Origin of the sequence: Streptomyces sp. NPDC088194 (genome assembly GCF_040702025.1) — a bacterium.
Taxonomy (GTDB): Bacteria; Actinomycetota; Actinomycetes; order Streptomycetales; family Streptomycetaceae; genus Actinacidiphila.
The window spans coordinates 105,989-120,707 of sequence record NZ_JBFBIV010000014.1 but is presented as its reverse complement, the minus strand read 5'-3'; the positions used below and the strand labels follow the sequence as shown (position 1 = coordinate 120,707).

Below are 14,719 nucleotides of genomic sequence, written 5' to 3'. Positions count from 1 at the left end.
TCATGGAGTCTCCAGCAGCTCGTCGGTTCCTGGAAGGGGTCGGGTGGGATCGTCGTAGAGCAGCGCCAGCCCGCCCGACCAGAACATCTCCGGCACACCTTTGGCGACGGCGGCGCGCAGGCCCGCGAGTTGGGCGGGCAGGCCGGCGGCCGTCCGGGCGGCGTGGACGGCTTGCGGCACCCCGCGGTGGAGGTCCGAGCAGATCCGCTGGGACTCGATCTCGTCGCGCCGCCACAGCGCCACCGAGTAGCCGCAGCGCAGCAGCCGGTGCAAAGCCTCCGGGGCGGTGGCGCCGCTGCGGCACAGCACGGGCAGCATCTCCCGTGGCCGGGAGCGCAGTTCGGCGTCCTCCGGGAGCGGCTGCTGCTGCGAGTCGAGGCAGTCGAGCACTTCGGTACGGGGCAGCCGGCGGTGCAGGGTCTGCCAGCGGCTGAGCCGCTCCTCGGCGACGGCCGGGTCGGTGTCCGACGGCGGGTCGGTGCGGCGCACCACGACCGGGCGGACCGCGCCGAGCGTGCTGCCGTCCGGATCGAGCCGCCAGGTGTCGGCGGCGAAGGCCATCAGCGAGCCGGGCACGGCCAGTTGGAGGGCGGCGACATAGCCGGGCTCGTCGCAGCGGCGGAACGCCTCGGCGAGCGGCGCGGCCAGCCGCGCGGGCAGGTCGGCGACCGCGGTGCCGTGGAAGTCCTCGTGCACGCAGTCGACTTCGCCGCTCTCAGGGGACACCGTGACCCGCCAGTCGAAGCGGTCCGGCTCCCAGCCGCGCGGGATGATCTCCAACTGGGCCTCGCCACGCGCCCGCAGCGCCGGCTCGGTCCCTGCCTGCGGCGGCACCTCCGCGCCACGCGCCCGCAGCCGCGACATCCGCTCCCCTATCAGGGAGTTGCGGAAGAGCATGCTCAGGCCCTGGTCGGCCGCGGTGGACTGGGCCCATTCCCACAGCTCCCGCTCGTCGGACTCCTGGGCGGACTGCGGGCGTTCAGCCGTGGCGGCGAGCACCGCGTAGCGCAGCACCGCCTCCAGTTCGGAGCCGCGCCGCAGGTCGTAGAGCAGGCCGAGGCCGTCGCGCCAGGCGCGGGGGGCGACCGCGAAGCCCTGGCCGGCGCCGCCGCGCACCTCCGTGACGAGGTCGCCGAGCGCGCGGGCGCCGGAGGGCGGCGGGAGTTGGGCGAGCAGGCCGAGCAGGGTGGTGCGGCGGCCGGGGGTCAGGGCGCGGCCGGCGGCGGCGCCGATCTCGCTGTGCGCCTCGGTCCAGCCGTAGAAGTCCCGGTTGAGCAGGAACTTGTGGTGGTCGGCGTGGTAGAGGTCGTGGGCGGTCATCACCCGGTGGTACAGGTCGTCGGCCGGGTTCTCGGCGGTCGGCAGGAGGCGTAACTGCTGGATGCTGACGGCGAGTCCGCCGTCCCGCTCGGCCCGGCGGGCCTGCAGCACGCCGATCACCTCGCCGCGCACCAGGTCCACCACCGGGCCGCCGGACAGGCCCTGCGGCATCTCGTCGTCGTTGCTCAGCCGGAGCAACCCGCCGCCACCGGCGCCGAGTTGGCCGCTGATCACGCACCGGCCGCTGTACGGCATGAGGATGCCGCCGAGCGGCAGCCAGCCGAAGTACGCGACCGGGTTGGTGGTGTAGCCCTTGGCGGTGCGCTCGGTGAGCCACACGCAGGGATGGTCGAGCGGGTCGACCAGCCGGATCAGCGCCAGGTCGGGGGCCGACCAGCCGGACGGGCCGCGACCGCCGGGGCCGAAGCCGGCCGCCGCGCCGCCGTATCCGGCGTCCTGGCCCTGGTTCTGGCCGGGGATGCCGGAGGCCGGGCCGGAGGGCTGGGCCCACTCGACGACGCCCGCGAGGAGCTGGTCGCGGTAGCCGACGCGCACTTCCTTGCGCGGCGCGCCCACGAGTGTCACCTCCCCTTCGGCCCTCGCGACATGGGCACAGGTGAGCACCCAGTTGGGCGCGACGAAGAAGCCACTGCCCAGGAGAGGATTCCCGGCCTCCGCGCCGTGAATGCGTACGGTGGCCTCCTCGGCGAGCGGGACCAGGATCTCGGCAGCCTGGCCAAGCTGCTCCGATGCGCCCCCGGACGTCACCGTGCGCCCCTTGCCCCGCCATCGGCGCACGCGGCGGCGCGGACGGCGACTCCCATCGGCCCCAGGGGCCGCGACACCCCCACCGGCCGCATCCCCGCGGGCCGCGCCGCCGCGGACCGCACCGTGGCCGTGGTCCGCGTGGTCCCCGCGGGCCGTAACCCCGCGGTCCGCGCCGTCGCCGTGCTCCCCGTGGTCCGCACGAGGGCGCGCGCCGCGCCGCATACCGCGGCCTGCTGGCCGATCGCCGACGTCCGCACGCGCTCATTCCCCCCACTGCCGGGTAGTGCAAGGAAGGTTATCGCCCGCCCGACCTGCATGGGGGCCTTCCCGGACACTGCCTATCCTTGACGGTGTGCGGGCCACGCGGGCCGCCGGCCTCGCGGCCCGCCCCGGGCGGCTCGCCGCCCCGGTGGTTGCTGCGTTTTTCCTGCCCGTCCGTCGCCCGTCCCACCCCTGTTCCGGAGCAGATCTTGTACTTCACCGACCGCGGTATCGAGGAGCTGGCAGACCGGCGCGGCGAGGAGGAGGTGAGCTTCGACTGGCTGGCCGACCGGCTGCGCGAGTTCGTCGACCTCAACCCAGAGTTCGAGGTGCCGGTCGAGCGGCTGGCCACCTGGCTGGCCCGGCTCGACGACGAGGACGAGGACGAGTAGCCGGCAGCCCGCGGGCCCTTCCCGACCCCGGGTTCCGGTCCGAAACGCGGGTTCCCGACGACAACCGCTTGACTTGCGCAGCACGCGATATATCGTGTCTCTCAGAAGACGCGATATGTTGCGTTGGGCGGGCACCCGAGGAGGGGCAAGATGAGCGGCACGTCGGAGCGGCACGTCGCCGAACCGGAGAAGTTCGTCTTCGACGAGCTGATCGACACCCTGAAGGTCCGGATCGTCAACGGCGCGATCAACGTCGTCGGCACCGACGACGGCCCGGCCCGGGTGGAGATCACCGAGCTGGAGGGCCCGCCGCTGAAGGTGCGGCTGGAGGACGGCACCCTCAGCGTCGGCTACGACGACATGGAGTGGAAGGCGTTCTCCAAGTGGTGGGACCGCAAGGGCTGGGCGCGCCGCGCGGAGATCTCGCTCGCGGTGCCGCAGCACACCAGGGTCGAGGTCGGTGTGGTCGGCGCCAACTCGGTGGTCTCCGGGATCAGCGGCGCCACCACGGTGCAGGGGGTCAACGGCGACGCCACCCTGGTCGGCCTCAGCGGCTCGGTGAAGGCGCACACCGTCGGCGGCAACGTCGAGGCGCAGTCGCTCTCCGGCGACCTGAGGTTCAGCACCGTCTCCGGCAACCTGACCGTGGTCGACGGCAGCAGCGAGGTCAAGGCGGACTCGGTGAGCGGCAACATGGTGCTCGACCTGGACCCGTCCGGCGGCGGCGAGGTGCGGCTGACCACGGTCTCCGGCGAGATCGCGCTGCGCATCCCCGAACCGGGCGACGCCGAGGTCGACGTCAACACCACCAGCGGCAACGTCTTCTGCGCCTTCGAGGAACTGCGGGTCTCCGGCAGCTGGGGCGCCAAGCGCATCACCGGCATCATCGGCAGCGGCACCGCGCGGCTCAAGGCCACCACGGTCTCCGGGTCGCTGGCGCTGCTGCGCCGCCCACCGCTGGAGGACCCGGCGGGCCCGGCGGGCCCGGCAGGACCGGCAGGACCGGCTGGACCCGCAGAAGCGGCAGGACCGGCGGAACCGTCCGGCTCCGGCGGGCCGAGCGACACGAGCGGCGACACCCCCTCGCTGCGGAAGGACGTCTGACATGCCCCCCGTCTTCGCCCACGGCCGCCTGCGCCTGTACCTGCTCAAGCTGCTCGACGAGTCCCCGCGACACGGCTACGAGGTGATCCGCCTGCTGGAGGAGCGCTTCCAGGGCCTGTACGCGCCCTCCGCCGGCACCGTCTACCCCCGGCTCGCCAAGCTGGAGCAGGAGGGCCTGGTCACCCACTCCACCGAGGGCGGCCGCAAGGTGTACGCCCTGACCGCCGACGGCCGGGCCGAACTCGCCTCCCGCGCCGACGAGATCGCCGGCCTGGAGGCCGAGATCCGCGAGTCGGTCTCCTCGCTGGCCGCCGAGATCCGCGAGGACGTCCGGGGCGCCGCGGGGGACCTGCGCCGCGAGGTCCGCGCCGCGGCCCAGCAGGCCCGTACCGGGCCCGACGGCCACACCGGCTCGGGCCGGCACGGGCTCGGCGACGCGCAGCGGCAGTGGAAGGAGCAGACCAAGCGGGCGAAGGAGGAGAGCCGCCGGGCCAAGGAGGAGGCGCGCGACGCCCGCCGCCAGGCCAAGGCCGCCCGCGAGGCCGCGCGCGACGCGATGGACACCGCGCGCGACGAGATGCAGCGGATCGCACGGCAGGTGCAGGAGCAGGTGCAGTCGCACGCGAAGGGCGGTGACTGGCAGAGCGGGCTGCGCGAGGGGCTCGCCGAACTCACCCGCGAGCTGGGCCAGTTCGGGCAGCCGCCGGCCTCTCCCCCGCCGCCGGCGCCCGCGCCCGCGGCATCCGGCGCTCCGACGCCTCCCGCGCCGCCGACTCCGCACTCTCCCCCGGCCCCGCCCGGCGCACCGGCGCCGCCCGCACCGCCTGCCGGTGCCGACGGCCGCGACACCGAACCCGACGACGGCCTGCCGCCCTCCGACGACCCGCGCCGCGACCTCGAACGGCTCCTCGACCACTTCCGCGACGACATCCGCGACACCGCCCGGGACCTCGGTGTCACCGACCGCCAGCTGCGCGAGGTACGGCGCCACCTGTCGGCCGCGGCGGCGCACATCTCCGCCGCGCTGCACGGCCACGGGCCTACGTCGTGAGCACCACCTTGCCGAACGCCTCGCCCTCCGCCAGGCGTTCGAAGCCCTCCCGGGCCCGGTCCATCGGCAGCACCGAGTCGATCACCGGCCGCACCCCGGTCGTGGCACAGAAGCCGAGCAGGTCCTCCAGCTCCTCCTTGGTGCCCATGGTCGACCCGACGACCTTCAACTCCAGGAAGAAGATCCGGTTGAGTTCGGTCGCCGGCGGGTTGGCACCGCTGGTGGCCCCGGAGATCACCAGGGTGCCGCCGGGGCGCAGTGACTTCACCGAGTGCGACCAGGTGGCCGCGCCGACCGTCTCGATCACCGCGTCCACCCGCTCCGGCAGCCGGGCGCCCGGTTCGTACGCGCCGTGGGCGCCCAACCCCTGGGCCCTGGCGCGCTTGGCGGGGCTGCGGCTGGTGGTGTAGACACGCAGGCCGGCCGCCTTCGCCAGCACGATCGCGGCGGTGGCGACGCCACCGCCCGCGCCCTGCACGAGCACCGCGTCGCCCGGCCGGACCCCGGCGTTGGTGAACAGCATCCGGTAGGCGGTCAGCCACGCGGTGGGCAGGCACGCCGCCTCCTCGAAGGAGAGCTCCGGCGGCTTGGGCAGCACGTTCCAGGTCGGGACGGAGACCTGCTCGGCGAAGGTGCCCTGGTACTTCTCGGTGAGGATCGAGCGTCGCTCGCGCGGGCCGACGCCGTGGCCGGTCTGGCCGATCACCGAGTGCAGCACCACCTCGTTGCCGTCCTCGTCCACCCCGGCCGCGTCGCAACCGAGGATCATCGGCAGGCTCTCCTCGCTCAGCCCGACCCCGCGCAGCGACCACAGGTCATGGTGGTTGAGCGAGGCGGCCCGCACCTTCACCCTCGTCCACCCGGGCCGCTCCGGCGGCTCCGGCCGCTCCCCCGACTCCAGCCCCCGCAGCGGCTGCTCCGCATCGATACGCCCGGCATACACGGCAAACATCCCCCGACCCTAGGCCCCCTACCCACCAGTACGGAACCACCCCCCGATGTGACCCGAGCCCCTTCCCCCGCCCGCCCGCCTCAAAAACCCCCGGTGTCCAGCTCCACGTCAAAGGGCCCCGGCAACCGCACCGGCGACCCGAACGGGTGGGGTCCGCGCACCTCGGTGTACCCGAGCGGACCCGGCTCGGCGAACAAGGTGCAGGTACGCTCCTGCCGATCCACGAGCAGGTACAGCGGCGCGCGGTACTCGGCGTACCTTCGGCGCTTGGCGATCCGGTCGGTCTCGCCGTTCGACTCCGAGGTGACCTCGACCACGAGGAGCGTCTGCTCCGGCAGCAGCGCACCGGCCCCCTTGGCCAACGCGTGCGGCACCACGGCGAGATCCGGGACATACCAGTTGCTGCTCCCCGGCAGGTCCAGATTCCCCGACCCCGCCACACAGCCCAACTCACGCAACGCGCCGGCGATCTGCTCCCTGATGGACGAGGCCACGAACTCGTGGTCCCAGCTCGGCGCCACCGGATCGATCACGCCGTCGACGATCTGCACCCGGTCCCCCCGGATGTGCTGGATCGCGTACTTCAACGCGGTCTCAGGATCACCGACGGCATACGGCTCCGGCTCTGCGGTCAACGGTCCTCCTCACACCCCCGACGTACGACGAGACTTTCCCACCCGGTCTACCGCACCCCGCATCCCCGAACGCCCGTGCCCGCGAACTGAATCACCCGTTCGAGTGGGCGGTAGGGGGAGGCGTGCCGCAGGCGCTCCTCCCCCGTCGAACCGACCGCGCGGCCACCCGGCCCGGAGGGCTCAGCGCCTGGCCACGCCCTCCGCCCGGGCCGCCGCCGCGACCGCCGCGGTGACCGCCGGGGTCACCCGCGGGTCGAACGGGGAGGGGATGACCCGGTCCGCGGACAGTTCGCCGGCGACCACCGCGGCCAGCGCCTCCGCGGCCGCGAGCTTCATCGTCTCGGTGATGGCCGACGCCCGCACCTGGAGGGCACCCGCGAAGATGCCGGGGAAGGCGAGCACGTTGTTGATCTGGTTGGGGAAGTCGCTGCGCCCGGTGGCCACCACCGCCGCGTACTTGTGCGCCACGTCCGGGTGAACCTCGGGCGTGGGGTTGGCCATCGCGAAGACGAAGCAGCCCTCCGCCATCCGCGCCACCGCCTCCTCCGGCACGGTGCCCCCCGAGACGCCGATGAAGACGTCCGCACCGACCAGCGCGTCCTGGAGCGAACCGGTCAGCCCCGCCTTGTTCGTATACGAAGCCACCTCGCGCTTCACCGCGTTGAGGTCGTCCCGGCCGGCGTGCACCACGCCCTTGCGGTCGGTGACCGCGACATCGCCGACCCCGGCCTCCAGCAGGATCTTCGCGATCGCGACGCCGGCCGCCCCCGCGCCGGAGATCACCGCCCGCAGGTCGCCGAGCGAACGGCCGGTGAGCGTGGCCGCGTTGCGCAGCGCCGCGAGGGTGACCACCGCGGTGCCGTGCTGGTCGTCGTGGAAGACGGGGATGTCCAGCGCGTCCTTCAGCCGCCGCTCGATCTCGAAGCAGCGCGGCGCGGAGATGTCCTCCAGGTTGATCCCGCCGAAGGACGGCGCGAGCCGCACCACGGTCTCCACGATCTCGTCGACGTCGGTGCAGGCCAGCGCGATCGGCACCGCGTCCACGCCGCCGAACTGCTTGAAGAGGATCGCCTTGCCCTCCATCACCGGCAGCGACGCCTCAGGCCCGATGTCGCCCAGCCCGAGCACCGCGGTGCCGTCCGTGACCACCGCGACGACCTGCGACTTCCAGGTGTAGTCGTGCACGAGTTCCGGCCGTTCGGCGATCGCCGTGCAGACCTCGGCGACGCCGGGCGTGTAGGCGAGCGACAGGTCGTCGGCGTCGCGGACCGGGACGGTGGCGACCACCTCCATCTTGCCGCCGCGGTGCAGCGCGAACACCGGGTCGATCGGGAAGTCTTCGTCCGCTTCGGCGGTGTCCGTACCGTTTCGGGGATTGACGATCTCCGCTGCCACTGTGTGACCCCTTGGTCGAGAAGGTGAGGGTGAGTGCTCGCCCCGGTGTGGGGAGAGGTGGGCTCGGCGCCGCTGCCACCGGGTACGAGTAGCCGGGGTGACAGGGCAGCACCAGGCGCGCCGCACGCACGCCATAGGCCCCGGATGAGGGGTGAAGGACCCGTTCTACCGGAAGCAGGTTTCCGATGACGAGTGCAAAACGATCGACACGGCCCCCATCGCGGTCCGGCCTTGGTGTGCCGGCCCGATGGCAGCCCGGGGATGGCCCGTTATCCGATTTTGACACAACGAGAACCCTGCCTGGCGCTGTCCGGATGGCAAGATGCACAGATCACACTGGGTGGCGGCACTCGAAGATGCGTGCCCCTGGCGCCCAAGGACCGACCGCAGGTAACACGCTCGTTTCGTTGGAGGACACAGCGATGACCGCAGGCTCCCCTCGGTGTTCGACCCCCCTCACTCGCCTCACCGCGGTCGCCGCCCTCGCGGTCGCCGGCGCCCTGGTGCTCACCGGGTGCGGCGACCAGACCAAGAAGGACGACTCCGGTAGCTCGTCGGGAGGTTCGTCCGGTGGTGCGTCCTCGACCAGCACGTCTGCGGCGCCGTTCTTCGCGAAGCTGCCGAAGAAGTTCCAGGACGCCGGCGTGATCAAGGTCGGCACCGACGCCTCGTACGCGCCGATGGAGCAGACCTCCAACGGCAAGATCATCGGGATAGACCCCGACATCGGCGCCGCGCTGGCCAAGCAGCTGGGCGTGAAGCTCGAGTTCACCAACGGCCAGTTCGACGGTCTGATCACCTCGCTCTACACCGGCCGCGAGGACATCGTGATGTCCGCTATGAGCGACACCAAGGACCGCCAGCAGGGACTGGACGACAAGGGCAAGAAGACCGGCAAGGGCGTCGACTTCGTCGACTACTACATGTCCGGCTCCTCGCTGCTCGTGCAGAAGGGCAACCCGAAGAACATCAGCTCGCTCGCCGACGTGTGCGGCAAGACCGTCGCCGTCCAGCGCGGCACGATCTACGAGGACGCGTTCAAGAAGCAGAAGACGGCCTGCGGTTCGAAGGGCCTGAACATCCAGGCGTTCGACACCGACGCCGAGGCGCAGACCCGGGTCAAGGCCGGCGGCGCGGTCGCCGACCTCAACGACACCCCGGTGGCCGCGTACATCGCGCAGAAGTCCGGCAACGGCAAGGACTTCCAGATCGCCGGCTCGCCGGCCGACGCCGGCCCGTTCGGCATCGCGCTCGACAAGAGCAACAGCCAGCTGCGGGACGTCCTCCAGCAGGCGATGAACGCGATCATCCAGGACGGCAGTTACGCCCAGGTGCTGCACAAGTGGAACGCCGACAGCGGCGCGATCAAGACCGCCGCGATCAACGGCGGCTCCTGACATGACCGGTGCAGTGGCCGGCCCCGAACCGGCCGACACCCCGGCGAACCCCCCGTCCGACACGTCGCAGAAGACCCCGCCGCAGAAGTCCCCGCCGCAGACCCCGCCCGGCGAACCGGCCGGCGCGCCGCCGGCCGGAGTGCCGTACGAGCCGATCCGCGCCATCCCGGTGCGCCACTACGGGCGCTGGGTGGCCGGGCTGGTCGTGCTCGCCCTGCTGGGCTGGCTCGCCTACGCCTTCTCCCAGGGCGACATCCTGTGGGGCACCGTCCGCGGCCGGCTCTTCGACCACACCATCCTCCAGGGCGTGTGGCACACCATCCTCATCTCGGTGTGCTCCATGGCCATGGGCCTGGTGCTCGGCGTGCTCTTCGCGGTGATGCGGCTGTCGAAGAACCCGGTGACCGGCGCCGTCGCGTGGCTGTACATCTGGTTCTTCCGCGGCACTCCGGTGTACGTGCAGCTGCTGATGTGGTTCAACCTCGCGTTGATCTTCCACACCATCAACCTGATGCCGGTGTACAAGAACGACACCACCGCCGTGATGACCCCGTTCGTGGCCGCCCTGCTGGGCCTGGGCCTCAACGAGGGCGCGTACATGGCCGAGATCGTCCGGGCCGGCATCCAGTCGGTGGACGTGGGGCAGTCGGAGGCGTCGCAGGCGCTCGGCATGACCGGCGCGAAGACGATGCGCCGGATCATCCTGCCGCAGGCGATGCGGGTGATCATCCCGCCGTCCGGCAACGAGTTCATCAACATGCTGAAGACCTCGTCGCTGGTGTCGGTGGTGCAGTACACCGAACTGCTGCGCGCCGCCACCAACATCGGCAGCGACACCACCGCGATCATGGAGATGTACTTCGTCGCCTCGATCTGGTACCTGGTGCTGACCAGCGTCTTCAGCGTCGGCCAGTACTACATGGAGCGGCGGTACGCGCGCGGTTCGCAGCGCTCGCTGCCGCCGACCCCGTGGCAGAAGGTCATGAGCAACCTGACCACCGTGCGCCGACCGAAGGTGGCCTGAGATGAGCACCCCCAGCAAGGGCGCCGGCCTGGTGAAGTCCGGCGTCGAACCGATGGTGCGGGCCGAGGCGGTGCACAAGTCCTTCGGGGCCGCGCACATCCTCAAGGGCATCGACCTGGAGGTGGCGCCGCGCGAGGTGTTCTGCCTGATCGGGCCGTCCGGCTCGGGCAAGTCCACGTTCCTGCGGTGCGTCAACCACCTGGAGCAGATCAGCGCCGGCCGGCTGTGGGTCGACGGCGAGCTGATGGGCTACCGCGAACACGGCGGCAAGCTCTACGAGTTGCGGGACCGCGAGGTGGCCGCCAAGCGGCGCGACATCGGGATGGTCTTCCAGCGTTTCAACCTCTTCCCGCACCTCACGGCGATCGAGAACGTCATGGAGGGCCCGGTGCAGGTCCGCCGGGAGACCAGGGCGGTGGCCCGGGAGCGGGCCCAGCGCCTGCTGGACCGGGTGGGGTTGGCGGACAAGGCGGCCAGCTACCCGTCCCAGCTGTCCGGCGGGCAGCAGCAGCGGGTGGCGATCGCCCGGGCGCTCGCCATGGAGCCCAAGTTGATGCTCTTCGACGAGCCGACCTCCGCGCTCGACCCCGAACTCGTCGGCGACGTGCTCGACGTGATGCGCGGACTCGCGGAGGACGGCATGACGATGATCGTCGTCACCCACGAGATGGGCTTCGCCCGTGAGGTCGGCGACGCGCTGGTCTTCATGGACGACGGCCAGGTCGTGGAGTCCGGCCACCCCCGTGACGTGCTGGGCAACCCCCAGCACGAACGCACGAAGGCCTTCCTCTCCAAGGTGCTGTGACGCACCCCTGCGGTGCCCCCGCGCGCCCCTTGGGGGTCGCCCTCCTTCCGCGGAAGGAGGGTGCGCCCCGAAGGGCCGCTGGGGGCACTCCCCCTGGCGCCGCCGGGGGCACGCGCCGCCCCGGGGGGACCGCCCTACCGCAGCGCCAGCGTCATCGCGTCGGAGGGCGAAGCCCACACCGCACGCGCCTCCCGGAACCCGGCGGAGCGCAACGCCTCCGCGTGCCAACCCGCGGACGGCGTATCGCCGTCGGCGTGCTCCCCGTAGATGCGGAACCGCTCCGCCGTGGCCTCGGCGAGCGCCGGCTCGGCCGCGGCGAGCTCCCACCACTCGGCCCAGCCGAGCACACCCTCCGCGCGCGCCCGCTCCATGCGGGCGTGCCGCAGCGCGGACTCCGCCGCGTTGATCAGGGGCGTGCCGGGGTCGGGCATGTGATCGGCGTTGAGGAACACCCCACCGGCCCGGACCAGCCCCGCCAACTGCCCGTAGAGCACGCTCAGCTCGTCGGAGTGCAGCCAGTGCAGCGCGGTCGCGGTGAGCACCGCGTCGTAGGAGTCGTACGGGAGGGCGTCCGGCCAGTGCGGGTCCTTGAGGTCGGCGGTGACGAAGGAGGTCCGGTCGTCCTGCGCGAAGGACCCGCGGGCGATGATGAGCAGCGCCGGGTCGAGGTCGACCCCGGTGCTGCGCGCCTGCGGGAACCTCCGCAGCAGCCGGTCCGTGATACTTCCGGTACCGCAGGCGAGATCCAGCACCCTGGGCGCGTCGCCGACCGTCGCCTCGACCATGTCGAGCATCACCCGAAAGCGTTCCTCCCGGTCGGGCAGATACCACTCCTGCTGGCGATCCCAGCTCCGCTGCCAGGCGGCCCAGTCCGTGCCGTGCCGATCGCTCCTGGCGCTCTCGGATGTGATGGACACTCCGAACCCCTCCTTGCATGTAATACCCTGGTAGCCCAAGCGGCTATTACAGAGCCTAGACCGTGACCAGTAAGGACCACAAGTGGAACTGGCTTATTACTCGGACTACGCCGTGCGCCTGGTGAACACCGAGGAGCCGCGGCGCGGCACCGACACCCTGACCTCGACGGACACCGTCCGGGAACTGTGCGGGAACAGCACCCAGCTCGCCGCGCGGGTGGTGGAGAGCGACGTCGCACGGCTGCGCGCGGTGCGGACCCGGCTGCGCGGGATCTTCGAGGCGGCCGACGAGCAGGACGAGGTCCGTGCGGTGGACCTGCTCAACGCGCTGATGCTGGAGTTCCCGGTCAGCCCGCAGATCTCCGGGCACACAACCGTCAACGAGGAGACCGGCCGGCCCGACTGGCATATGCACCTGGCAGATCACGCGGTGAACACCGCGGCCGCCTACTCGGCAAGCGCCTGCATGGGGTTGGCGGTCCAGGTCACCTCGTTGGGCGTGGACCGGCTGGGAATCTGCGAAGCAGCCCCCTGCCGCAACGCATACGTCGACACATCGACAAACCGTTCGCGCCGGTACTGCTCCGACCGCTGTGCCACCCGCGCGAACGTGGCGGCTTACCGGGCCCGCAAGCGCCTGGAGAACGACCGGTCGGCGCGCAGCGGGCGCACGCACGACGCCGCCCAGGACGCGACCCCCGCCACCGAGCGCTGAAGCTCACCCGGCGGCCGGAACCGGCCTCTGGCCCGGGCCAGCACCAGCTCGTCCGGCACGGTGCCGAACTCCCGGCTGTCGTTGGCGACGAAGGCGTTGTCCCCCATCACCCACCAGCCGCTCTCGCGGCGCTCGACCGCTCGCTTGACGATGAGCAGGTCCTGCTGGAGGGGATGCCGCATCACCACGACGTCCCCCTCGCGTACCTGCTCGGCTCCGCTGCTCACCTTCTGGATCAGCAGCCAGTCGCCGTGCAGCAGTGTCGGTGCCATCGACGGACCGGTGACCTCGACGAGCTGCCATGACAGCCTCGCCCCCTGCTCCCGCATCCTCCGCCTCCAGGTTCGTTTCTTCCCCCAGGGTGACACCAGACTTTTGTCCTAAGCCACCTGGGGCAGCCGGGAAAACGACTACCCCAGGGAGTAATGTCGCACCTGAAAGACGATCACGAGGAAGGACGGCCATGTTCACTCGCCTGTTCGCGCCCAAGGTGAAGGTAAGCGCACACTGCGACCTGCCGTGCGGCGTGTACGACCCGGCTCAGGCCCGCATCGAGGCCGAGTCCGTGAAGGCGGTGCAGGAGAAGTACCAGGCCAACGAGGACGCTGACTTCCGCACCCGCGCTGTCCTGATCAAGGAGCAGCGTGCGGAACTCGCCAAGCACCACGTCTCGGTGCTGTGGAGCGACTACTTCAAGGCCCCGCACTTCGAGAAGTACCCGCAGCTTCACCAGCTCGTCAATGACACCCTGAAGGCGCTCAGCGCCGCCAAGGCGTCGAACGACCCGGCGACCGGCCAGAAGGCCCTCGACCTGATCGCCCAGATCGACAAGATCTTCTGGGAGACCAAGCAGGCCTGACCGCCCGCCGCGCCACACGCAGACGACCGACGGTCCCGTCTGTGTGACGTTCCTCACGTTTACGTGGGTGTCACACGATCGGGGCCGTCGTCGTCTGTGGCGGCGCTCAGATCTCGTCGGCCAGCTCCTGGAGCAGCCGCCGCTTCGGCCGCGCGCCCACCAGGACCTTGACCGGCTCGCCGGCCCGGAAGAGCATCAGCGTCGGCATGGACAGCACGCCGTACGCGGCCTGGGTGGCCGGATTGGCGTCCACGTCGAGCTGGACGATCCGCAGCCGCTCGGCCTCCTCGACGGCGATCTCCGCGAGCACCGGGGCGATCATGCGGCACGGCGGGCACCAGGACGCGGTGAAGTCGACCAGCACGGGCAGGTCGGCGGCGAGCACGTCGGCGGCGAAGGTCGCGTCGGTGGTGACGGGCACGCCCGGGTGCGGATGACCGGCGGTCGTGCCGGCACTCCCGGTGGCGTGCGTGCCGGCGTGCGTGCTGCCGGTGCCGTGCGTACTGCCGGTGGCGTGCGTGCTGCCGGTGGCGATGGTCATGGCGACGTGGTCCTCTCGGTCGGTGGGCCCAGCTCGCACATCGGTTCCTCGCCGGCCCCCGCGGCCAGTTCCGCCCGGGCGAGCTGCGCGGCGACCTGGTCGCGTACGGACCGCAACCGCTCGACGCACGCGTCCAGTTCGGCGAGCTTGCGCCGGTAGACCGCCAGCGAGTCCGCACAGGTGTCGCCGGACTCGTGGCCGGCCCGCAGGCACTCGACGAAGGGGCGGGTCTCCTCCAGGCCGAAGCCGAAGTCCTGGAGGGTGCGGATCTGCGCCAGCAGCCGCACGTGCTCGTCGCCGTAGGAGCGGTAGCCGTTGGCGGCCCGCCCGGCGGGCGGCAGCAGCCCGAGGGATTCGTAGTAGCGGAGGGTACGGGTCGTGGTGCCCGCCCGGTCCGCGAGTTCACCGATGCGCATGCGAACGACCGTAGACCTTGACGTATGCGTCAAGGCCAGCCCCGGCGGGCGGCGGCGCGCGGCCCGGAATCACCCGACTCGCACCGACCCGCACCCCCGGCTCTGAAGAAAACTTTCAGGATTTACGTCGAGGAGGTTGCTTACTGCCAGCCGACCTCGCCAGGCTG

At 71.6% G+C, this 14,719-nt stretch carries 16 protein-coding genes; 8 read left to right on the top strand and 8 right to left on the bottom strand.

What is annotated here, in order from left to right:
- Nucleotides 1-2,088 carry a trypsin-like peptidase domain-containing protein gene (locus AB0399_RS10615; RefSeq protein WP_366410985.1) on the bottom strand — a complete coding sequence of 696 codons (2,088 nt, stop codon included), beginning with the start codon at nt 2,086-2,088 and terminating at the stop codon, nt 1-3.
- A 470-nt stretch (nt 2,089-2,558) separates the two neighbouring features.
- Here AB0399_RS10615 and AB0399_RS10610 point away from each other — a divergent pair, with 470 nt between their 5' ends.
- From AB0399_RS10610 to AB0399_RS10600, 3 genes are all read left to right on the top strand, one after another.
- A complete protein-coding gene (locus AB0399_RS10610; RefSeq protein ID WP_328469150.1) occupies nt 2,559-2,741 on the top strand; it encodes a DUF6104 family protein in 183 nt (60 codons plus the stop codon).
- 150 nt (nt 2,742-2,891) lie between these two features.
- Complete coding sequence (locus AB0399_RS10605) at nt 2,892-3,845, top strand: DUF4097 family beta strand repeat-containing protein (RefSeq protein ID WP_366410984.1); 954 nt, start codon at nt 2,892-2,894, stop codon at nt 3,843-3,845.
- Between the two features lies 1 nt (nt 3,846).
- On the top strand, nt 3,847-4,896 hold the full coding sequence (locus AB0399_RS10600) for a helix-turn-helix transcriptional regulator (protein WP_366410983.1): 1,050 nt from the start codon (nt 3,847-3,849) through the stop codon (nt 4,894-4,896).
- Here AB0399_RS10600 and AB0399_RS10595 read toward each other — a convergent pair.
- The 3 genes from AB0399_RS10595 to AB0399_RS10585 form a co-directional block, all read right to left on the bottom strand.
- Nucleotides 4,886-5,848: a zinc-binding dehydrogenase gene (locus AB0399_RS10595; protein WP_329364916.1), complete on the bottom strand. Its 963-nt coding sequence runs from the start codon at nt 5,846-5,848 to the stop codon at nt 4,886-4,888. The genes AB0399_RS10600 and AB0399_RS10595 overlap by 11 nt on opposite strands.
- 80 nt (nt 5,849-5,928) lie before the next feature.
- A complete protein-coding gene (locus tag AB0399_RS10590) occupies nt 5,929-6,483 on the bottom strand; it encodes a Uma2 family endonuclease (RefSeq protein WP_366410982.1) in 555 nt (184 codons plus the stop codon).
- A 180-nt stretch (nt 6,484-6,663) separates the two neighbouring features.
- Nucleotides 6,664-7,878, bottom strand: a complete 1,215-nt coding sequence (locus AB0399_RS10585) for an NADP-dependent malic enzyme (protein ID WP_366410981.1) — start codon at nt 7,876-7,878, stop codon at nt 6,664-6,666.
- A 422-nt stretch (nt 7,879-8,300) separates the two neighbouring features.
- Here AB0399_RS10585 and AB0399_RS10580 point away from each other — a divergent pair, with 422 nt between their 5' ends.
- From AB0399_RS10580 to AB0399_RS10570, 3 genes are read left to right on the top strand one after another with little or no spacing between them, the layout of a single operon-like run.
- Nucleotides 8,301-9,275, top strand: coding sequence for an ABC transporter substrate-binding protein (locus tag AB0399_RS10580; protein WP_329364920.1), 975 nt, complete (start codon nt 8,301-8,303; stop codon nt 9,273-9,275).
- A gap of 1 nt (nt 9,276) precedes the next feature.
- A complete protein-coding gene (locus tag AB0399_RS10575) occupies nt 9,277-10,299 on the top strand; it encodes an amino acid ABC transporter permease (protein WP_329364922.1) in 1,023 nt (340 codons plus the stop codon).
- A gap of 52 nt (nt 10,300-10,351) precedes the next feature.
- Nucleotides 10,352-11,104, top strand: a complete 753-nt coding sequence (locus tag AB0399_RS10570) for an amino acid ABC transporter ATP-binding protein (RefSeq protein WP_329373917.1) — start codon at nt 10,352-10,354, stop codon at nt 11,102-11,104.
- A gap of 134 nt (nt 11,105-11,238) precedes the next feature.
- On the opposite strand, the gene AB0399_RS10565 is transcribed toward AB0399_RS10570, so the two are convergent.
- Complete coding sequence (locus AB0399_RS10565; RefSeq protein ID WP_329364924.1) at nt 11,239-12,021, bottom strand: class I SAM-dependent methyltransferase; 783 nt, start codon at nt 12,019-12,021, stop codon at nt 11,239-11,241.
- A gap of 82 nt (nt 12,022-12,103) precedes the next feature.
- Between AB0399_RS10565 and AB0399_RS10560 the strand changes: the two genes are divergently transcribed.
- On the top strand, nt 12,104-12,736 hold the full coding sequence (locus AB0399_RS10560; protein WP_328469132.1) for a CGNR zinc finger domain-containing protein: 633 nt from the start codon (nt 12,104-12,106) through the stop codon (nt 12,734-12,736).
- Here the strand turns inward: AB0399_RS10560 and sodX are convergent.
- Nucleotides 12,640-13,065, bottom strand: coding sequence for a nickel-type superoxide dismutase maturation protease (sodX, locus tag AB0399_RS10555; RefSeq protein ID WP_328469130.1), 426 nt, complete (start codon nt 13,063-13,065; stop codon nt 12,640-12,642). The two genes, AB0399_RS10560 and sodX, sit on opposite strands and share 97 nt — an antisense overlap.
- A 134-nt stretch (nt 13,066-13,199) precedes the next feature.
- On the opposite strand from sodX, the gene sodN reads away from it, so the two are divergent.
- A complete protein-coding gene (gene sodN / locus AB0399_RS10550) occupies nt 13,200-13,595 on the top strand; it encodes a superoxide dismutase, Ni (protein WP_103884447.1) in 396 nt (131 codons plus the stop codon).
- 106 nt (nt 13,596-13,701) lie between these two features.
- Here sodN and trxA read toward each other — a convergent pair whose 3' ends face one another.
- Both trxA and AB0399_RS10540 read right to left on the bottom strand, forming a co-directional pair.
- Nucleotides 13,702-14,016: a thioredoxin gene (trxA, locus tag AB0399_RS10545; protein ID WP_366410999.1), complete on the bottom strand. Its 315-nt coding sequence runs from the start codon at nt 14,014-14,016 to the stop codon at nt 13,702-13,704.
- A 116-nt stretch (nt 14,017-14,132) separates the two neighbouring features.
- Nucleotides 14,133-14,552 carry a MerR family transcriptional regulator gene (locus AB0399_RS10540; RefSeq protein ID WP_328469124.1) on the bottom strand — a complete coding sequence of 140 codons (420 nt, stop codon included), beginning with the start codon at nt 14,550-14,552 and terminating at the stop codon, nt 14,133-14,135.
- Nucleotides 14,553-14,719 lie beyond the last annotated feature (167 nt).

What these genes read in the sequence shown, in the direction of transcription:
- AB0399_RS10600 (WP_366410983.1), top strand. Translation starts at nt 3,847, where the DNA reads ATGCCCCCCGTCTTCGCCCACGGCCGCCTGCGCCTGTACCTGCTCAAG.
- AB0399_RS10595 (WP_329364916.1), bottom strand. Translation starts at nt 5,848, where the DNA reads ATGTTTGCCGTGTATGCCGGGCGTATCGATGCGGAGCAGCCGCTGCGG.
- AB0399_RS10580 (WP_329364920.1), top strand. Translation starts at nt 8,301, where the DNA reads ATGACCGCAGGCTCCCCTCGGTGTTCGACCCCCCTCACTCGCCTCACC.
- AB0399_RS10540 (WP_328469124.1), bottom strand. Translation starts at nt 14,552, where the DNA reads ATGCGCATCGGTGAACTCGCGGACCGGGCGGGCACCACGACCCGTACC.
- sodX (WP_328469130.1), bottom strand. Translation starts at nt 13,065, where the DNA reads ATGCGGGAGCAGGGGGCGAGGCTGTCATGGCAGCTCGTCGAGGTCACC.
- AB0399_RS10575 (WP_329364922.1), top strand. Translation starts at nt 9,277, where the DNA reads ATGACCGGTGCAGTGGCCGGCCCCGAACCGGCCGACACCCCGGCGAAC.
- sodN (WP_103884447.1), top strand. Translation starts at nt 13,200, where the DNA reads ATGTTCACTCGCCTGTTCGCGCCCAAGGTGAAGGTAAGCGCACACTGC.
- AB0399_RS10570 (WP_329373917.1), top strand. Translation starts at nt 10,352, where the DNA reads ATGGTGCGGGCCGAGGCGGTGCACAAGTCCTTCGGGGCCGCGCACATC.
- AB0399_RS10605 (WP_366410984.1), top strand. Translation starts at nt 2,892, where the DNA reads ATGAGCGGCACGTCGGAGCGGCACGTCGCCGAACCGGAGAAGTTCGTC.